The 6,336-nt window shown below is 33.8% G+C and carries 3 protein-coding genes and 4 pseudogenes; 2 read left to right on the top strand and 5 right to left on the bottom strand.

Going from position 1 to position 6,336, the window contains the following annotated elements; translation table 11 throughout:
• Nucleotides 1–129: 129 nt before the first annotated feature.
• Nucleotides 130–780 (top strand): annotated as a pseudogene (locus AAIE21_RS27835) (chloride channel protein); the annotation flags it as partial.
• A gap of 161 nt (nt 781–941) precedes the next feature.
• Here the strand turns inward: AAIE21_RS27835 and AAIE21_RS27830 are convergent.
• The 4 genes and pseudogenes from AAIE21_RS27830 to AAIE21_RS27815 all read right to left on the bottom strand — a co-directional run.
• Nucleotides 942–1,043, bottom strand: a pseudogene (locus AAIE21_RS27830) (IS6 family transposase); the annotation flags it as partial.
• A gap of 232 nt (nt 1,044–1,275) precedes the next feature.
• Nucleotides 1,276–1,734 (bottom strand): annotated as a pseudogene (locus AAIE21_RS27825) (MerR family transcriptional regulator); the annotation flags it as partial.
• Nucleotides 1,735–1,871: 137 nt separating this feature from the next.
• Nucleotides 1,872–3,827: an ABC transporter permease gene (locus tag AAIE21_RS27820; RefSeq protein ID WP_343269674.1), complete on the bottom strand. Its 1,956-nt coding sequence runs from the start codon at nt 3,825–3,827 to the stop codon at nt 1,872–1,874.
• Nucleotides 3,814–4,584, bottom strand: a complete 771-nt coding sequence (locus tag AAIE21_RS27815; RefSeq protein ID WP_343269673.1) for an ABC transporter ATP-binding protein — start codon at nt 4,582–4,584, stop codon at nt 3,814–3,816. The genes AAIE21_RS27820 and AAIE21_RS27815 overlap by 14 nt, the downstream gene beginning before the upstream one ends.
• Nucleotides 4,585–5,291: 707 nt before the next feature.
• Here AAIE21_RS27815 and AAIE21_RS27810 point away from each other — a divergent pair.
• Entirely contained in the window at nt 5,292–5,759 is a 468-nt protein-coding gene (locus AAIE21_RS27810; RefSeq protein ID WP_343269672.1) for a hypothetical protein, read from the top strand.
• A 168-nt stretch (nt 5,760–5,927) separates the two neighbouring features.
• Here AAIE21_RS27810 and AAIE21_RS27805 read toward each other — a convergent pair.
• Nucleotides 5,928–6,056: pseudogene (locus tag AAIE21_RS27805) on the bottom strand (recombinase family protein); the annotation flags it as partial.
• Between the last annotated feature and the right edge of the window lie 280 nt (nt 6,057–6,336).

The raw sequence follows: 6,336 nt of genomic DNA, 5'->3' as shown, positions 1-6,336 counted from the left end.
AGAGAAGTCATATTCCAGGCTTCTCTTTTTCGACGTACAAGGAGTTACAGCAATTATTCAGAACTTCTTAAACGATAACCGTATTTTGTAAATGGGTTTATGTTTTTTCAAACTTTGCAACAGAGCCGTAAATTTGATAATCGAGGATCTTTTATTGTTAATTTTGGAGAAGGATCTTTTGCACTTCATGAATGGATCGCCTTTCTGCCGCTTGCTTGTATAGGTGCTGGTGTAGGTTATTTTTATTTTAAGGTAGAATACATATTGGAAAAGGTAGTACATCCTTTTAAAGAACATAAGCTAGCATTAGGAATTATAGGTGGTGTTGTTTTAGGCGTTGTAGGAACTTTCTTCCCATATACAATGTTTTCAGGAGAACATCAATTAAAAGAACTAGTGAGTGAGTGGACACAATTATCATTTTGGATGCTGCTTCTTTCAGGGGTTTTAAAATTATGTATAACGGCAGTTTGTTTAAATACAGGTTGGCGTGGTGGGCACATTTTTCCAATTATATTTTCTGGCGCAAGTATTGGATACGCTTTGGCCACAATCATACCGTTAGATCCCATTGCTTCTGTAGCTATTGTGACCACAGCTATTTCAAGTTATGCAATACGAAAACCAATCGCCATTACAGTATTATTGCTTATGTTCTTCCCAATTAATTTATTATTACCAATGCTTGGAGCTGCATTCATCAGTAATTTATTTCCACTCCCTAAACATAATGAGAATACTGTTATATCTAAAGAAAATTACCAAGAAAAAAATTTATAGTAATCTAGAACTTTTTTTCTTGAATTGCTAAATTGATATACTATTTAAGGTCCTGTTGCAAAGTTCTTTAACAGAAACAAAGTGAGATTCGATACAATTAAATTTTATGTAATAATAAGTAATCGCTGTTATTCATTGCACGTTGAAAAACCGAAGTTTGGTTACAAACTTCGGTTTCGTTTATATAGAGCATGAATCATTTCAAATTCTTTAATCGTAGGAGAGACAGGACGTAGATTTTGAAATCTTGCGGATTTCGCAAAACCTTCGGCTATTGGTTCTATAAACAAAAGCTGTGACTATGTTACAAGAAATACTCAAAAATTCAGCAAAGGCAAAGAAATTAGGTGGGAGATAAACTATACGTAAAAGCCCGATTGGTTCAACTAATAATCAGTGAAGGATGAAGAACCCCGCACTGATTAAAGTTTCACTTTGTATAGAAGCTTTTTTAGGATTCACATCTATGTTTCCTGTTGTGATACCTACTTATTCTTAGTCAACTTCATTATTATTTTCTATAAGCATTTGAACTTGGCAACTATAGGATTCTGTATTGAAGAAATCATTAAATAACTCCACTTCAATAAAACTTTTAATTTTTAAATTATTTTCTTTTACATATTTACCTATTTTTCTACTACGTTCCTCTTCATTATTTTTACTATAGGCTAAAGTTAAATACTTCCCCTTTAGTAATATTTTTATATTTTGTTCAACTTCTATATTAGAATTCCCTTGAAATCCACTAAAAACATATTTTGGTTCTACATTACCATCTGAATTAAAGTTATAAATGATTCCCCTTTCTATTGACATTTTCCAACCTTTATCTTGAATGATTTTCTCTAAGTCTGAATAGTAAAGTAGCTCTTTTAGGCTTCCTACTTCTTTACATGGTGCTACAACTACATAACGCTTTTCAAAGGATTTAATAGTTATTTCATCATTATTTGGGGTACGGAAACGATTCAAAGAATAACCCGCCACATCAGAAAAAATTTCCAATTTCAGCGGGGGATTTTTATTATATTTTTATAAGATTCCCATAAAAAAACAGCTACCGCCTATAGCGATAGCTGCCCTATTCATTACTTCTCGCTCACAATCTTATAATAAGAACGAACTGTTAAGAAGTAATATCCGATATAAATAACGCTATACACACCGATACTCATTAGTAATGGAATCAGAATTTCATTTGGCATTACTGTCTTTAATCCTTTTAATGCAAATAAGCTGTGGCAGATTCCTACTACTAATGGAATCGCGAAGATAAAGCCTACTTGTTTTGCAATCGCCTTTTTCATTTCTTTTTTTGTAACGCCAACTTTGCGGAGTACTATATAGCGATTGCGGTCTGCACTTGCTTCTGTTAATTGTTTGAAGTAAATGATAGAACCTGTTGCTAGTAAGAACACTAGACCTAAGAAGAGACCGATAAACATCATTAACCCTGTTGCTTCCATCATACTGTGGAAACCAGTGTAGAAATCATTGAAAGGTTGTTCAAATTCTGCTTTCCCAGCTTCAGCTGGCATCACTTTCCTTAATTTCTCCGTTAGCACTTTACCATTCTTTTCATCTTTTACATCGATATTTTTAACAATACGTGTCGCAGATACTTTTTTTGCACTGTTATATACTTCATCTGGTATAACAACGAATAATTCACCTAAGTTCGTTACATTACGACCTTCAGCACCTTTAATCGCCAATGCCTTTGTTTCATTTCCTATTGGGAATACAGCTTTGTTCCCTTTATATACCGGACTAAATTCATGACCTTCAATATACATACCATCAAATACGAATGCCTCGTTGGCTGCCAAACTTACGGCCTCTACATCCATTTTCTTTGCTATTTGATTAAATACTGATTGCGATACAAGCTGATATTCCTTGGTAACTGAATCCTGTTTATTCCTACCTATATCTACTTTTTTGCCTTCAAACTTCCCTTTCACAGGAACCATTTCTATTTCGAATTGGTTCGTTACAGGATGACTCTGTTTCTCTTCATCCAAAATCCTATTTACTTTCTGATCAAGTACCGCATCTTTTTTCTCGTAAGAATAACTGTATGGTGCAAAATATTTCGATTGTTTAAATGCATTGTAATACAGCGTTACAGATGTACCAACTGCTGTTAATGTTACTGCACTTAATATCGCAATTGTCGCAAGTGACTTCGCATTTCCTTTAATACGATATAGTAACTGTGATGTCGTCACTATGTTCATGCTATTATAGAAAGATGATTTATTATGTCTTGCACGTTTCAACACAAATACAGTAAAGAACATAAATAGTAAGTACGTTCCTAATACTGTCGCAAGTAAAATATACAGTGCAACTATCATAAAGTCCGCATACTTAAGTGCTTTATCATACATCAGTGATAAGAAATAACCTGAACTAATTAAAAATACTGAGATCAACGCCATAATCACTGACCCTTTTGGCATTACTTCTCCTTCACGTTCCGCATGGAAAAGTTCAATCAGTTTAAAGCGGTAAATTAAACGATATCCTTGAAGTGATGTGTACAATATAATCACAATAAAGATAATTGCTGTATCAACAATCGCGGACATCGGTACTTCAAAGTGAACATTTAAGTTTAATCCCATCATACTTACTAGTAGTTCAAGGAATAATTTTGAAAGTACACTCCCAATCGCAATTCCAATTACTAATGACATTAATCCCATTAACATATTTTCATAAAACAGCATTTTACCAATTTGTCTTTTACGAATACCTAATAAAGAATATAATCCAACTTCTTTTTTACGCTTACGTGTAAAGAATCCGTTAGAGTATATAATAAATACCGCTACGAAAATAATAAGCATTACACTTGAAGCTTGGAATCCCCCACTAATTTTCTGGGAACCTTCCGCTGCTTTTTCCATTTGTGAATTGTATTGAAGTGCTTTAAATGTAAAATACATAACGATGCTAAAGATCATAGATGCAAAGTATAAAAAGTAATCTTTAAAGTTCCGCTGTATGTTGCGGAGAGCAATACTAGATAATGTCATCTGCCATACCCCCAGAAATTGCGGACATTACGTCGACTACTTGTTGGAAAAATTGTTTACGAGTTAATTCCCCGCGGTGTAATTCTTTATATAGCTCACCATCTTTAATGAAGATAACTCGCTTGCAGTAACTTGCTGCAAACGCATCATGCGTTACCATTAAAATGGTTGAATTATCATGTTCATTTAACGACTTCATACTTTCCAATAAATCTGTTGCTGATTTGGAATCAAGCGCTCCTGTTGGCTCGTCTCCAAAAACCATGCTTGGATTTGTCACGATTGCACGTGATGCTGCACAGCGTTGTTTCTGTCCACCAGATACTTGATAGGGGAACTGATTTAAAATATGATCAATACCAAATTTCTTTGCAATTTTAAGAACACGGTGATCAATTTCACTTGCCTTCACTTTTGATAACGCAAGAGGTAAAGCAATATTCTCTTTCACCGTTAAGGTATCTAATAAGTTATAATCTTGAAAAATGAATCCTAAATGATCCCGGCGGAACAATGCCAACTTATCATCATTCATTTTCACAATATCTTTTCCCTCAATTAAAATTTCACCGTTCGTCGCATTATCAATCGTAGAAAGAACATTTAAAAGAGTCGTTTTACCAGAACCAGAAGGTCCCATAATGCCAACAAACTCACCCTCTTTTACTTGCAAGTTAATCCCTTTTAACGCTTCAAATTTATTTCCACCTGTATCGTATACTTTTTTAATCTGTTTCGCCTCTAATACTGTCTTCATTTCTATCCCTCTTTTCATCTATTCTCTATTTTCATTCAATAATCTCTACTCTTGCCACTATCAATGTTTCCTAGATAACATGACCGTCTTATAAAATCCTGTCACTAGGCCTATAAGGCCTACTAACAGAAGAAGCGTAAATTTAATTTTATGAATGAAAGTACTTTGTTACTATAGCATTGAGAAATCGTACTACCCATTGATTTTCCTTACATAAACATTACAAATGTGTAAGGTAAAATAATCACCCTACAAATTCGGGCACAGAATGTCGGATGGGGCTATTTCTTTCCTTCAATTCTATTTACAAAGTGCTCATATAATGGATTCGGTCCTGTTACAGAAACTTAAAAAGTCTCTTCAGAATAATTGAAGATACTTTTAGGGGTCACTCCGGCACAGTTGCTCCTTCTACCCCATTTAATGGGAAGATCCCTCCACACTTTGTTTTAGGGGTCACTATACATCGCTATCAAGCTAAGGTTTTATAGCGCCCCCAGAACGAAATTTTGTACTAACTTCTAACAAAAAAACTCATTTTTCCGTTTTGGGATGGGGCTGTTTTCTTAAGTTGATGGGCATGTATGATGAACCCTAATAGAAATTAATGTACTTTATGTTTTGAATTGAAGTTTCCTGTATAAATATCAAACCCATAAGCAATATTAATATTGCTTACCATTAAAACAATTGAAAGGTGTGTAGAAATGAATCTACTTAGTGAGATGAATTTTAGTGATAGCCCAAGTGTAACCCTTAGTGCACCTCCTATAAGCAAGATGATTAAAATCGTTGGTGCTGGAATATTATCTGCTGAAGAAAAGGATTTTCGGTTATTAATTCGACTTAATGGCAAGAGTGAATCTTATAAGAGTTTCATTTGGATGAAAGGTAATGTACCAGAGTTAATAGGTGAATGGGATACAACCGGATTCTATCTGGGTCGTAATGGGTGGAGTTTGGATGCAAATTTCACTTTGAATTATACTTTGGGAATACTCCCAAGTGCTCAAAAAGTTACCGGAAGCGGATTTTCAGTTTTTGCAGATGGTCACAATAATATAATCGGTTGCGAATCACATGGTTTTTTTGTAACGGATGAAGAAATTAGAAGTATTGAAGTTTTATTCACTGGTGGAAAGGTAAACGGGGAAGTACGTTTTTATGAACTCTAAAAATTAAATGTTACTAACGGATGCTAAATAAAGTTAAATAAACGAAATATGTTTACTTCCGCTTTCAAGAATTATGTAATTACTTATAGTATAAATTACATTTGAATATTTAACTATCGATAAAATTATATATAAATTCCAATTAGGATGTTTTTGCCCAAGTATAGGTCTGTCTCGTGTAGCACCTGACACCTTTTCTTCATATATATTGTCCATTCCAATTTCCTTCATTTGTTGTAATTGTCTCTTTGGGTTCTAATCAACAGAACTTACTCGTACGTAACCTATTTTTCTCATATTCTATTCTCCTATTTTGAAACAAGTCATATGGGACACCTTGAAGTGCCATTATACCAGGTTCAAAAAAACATCCCAATAGGGTTTACCTAATTGGGATATTATTTTTAAGTGTTATTAAATTCTGTATGTATTCAAAGCTGTATTTATATGATTAATTATCATTTCACGGATATTCTATGGCGGATAAGAATAGCTATCCTGTCACTAAGCCTTTGTGAAACCATTAAAAGCTTCTGATTTATTTGTAGGATTTTCTTCTTTTTTGTCGAATATGCTT

Source organism: Paenibacillus sp. 102 (assembly GCF_039549175.1).
In the GTDB taxonomy this organism is placed as follows: domain Bacteria; phylum Bacillota; class Bacilli; order Bacillales; family Bacillaceae_G; genus Bacillus_A.
This window is presented reverse-complemented; position numbering and strand designations above follow the sequence as displayed.

Bases quoted from the DNA above. Each gene is read 5' to 3' on its own strand.
- AAIE21_RS27820 (WP_343269674.1), bottom strand. From the start codon at position 3,827: ATGACATTATCTAGTATTGCTCTCCGCAACATACAGCGGAACTTTAAA.
- AAIE21_RS27815 (WP_343269673.1), bottom strand. From the start codon at position 4,584: ATGAAGACAGTATTAGAGGCGAAACAGATTAAAAAAGTATACGATACA.
- AAIE21_RS27810 (WP_343269672.1), top strand. From the start codon at position 5,292: ATGAATCTACTTAGTGAGATGAATTTTAGTGATAGCCCAAGTGTAACC.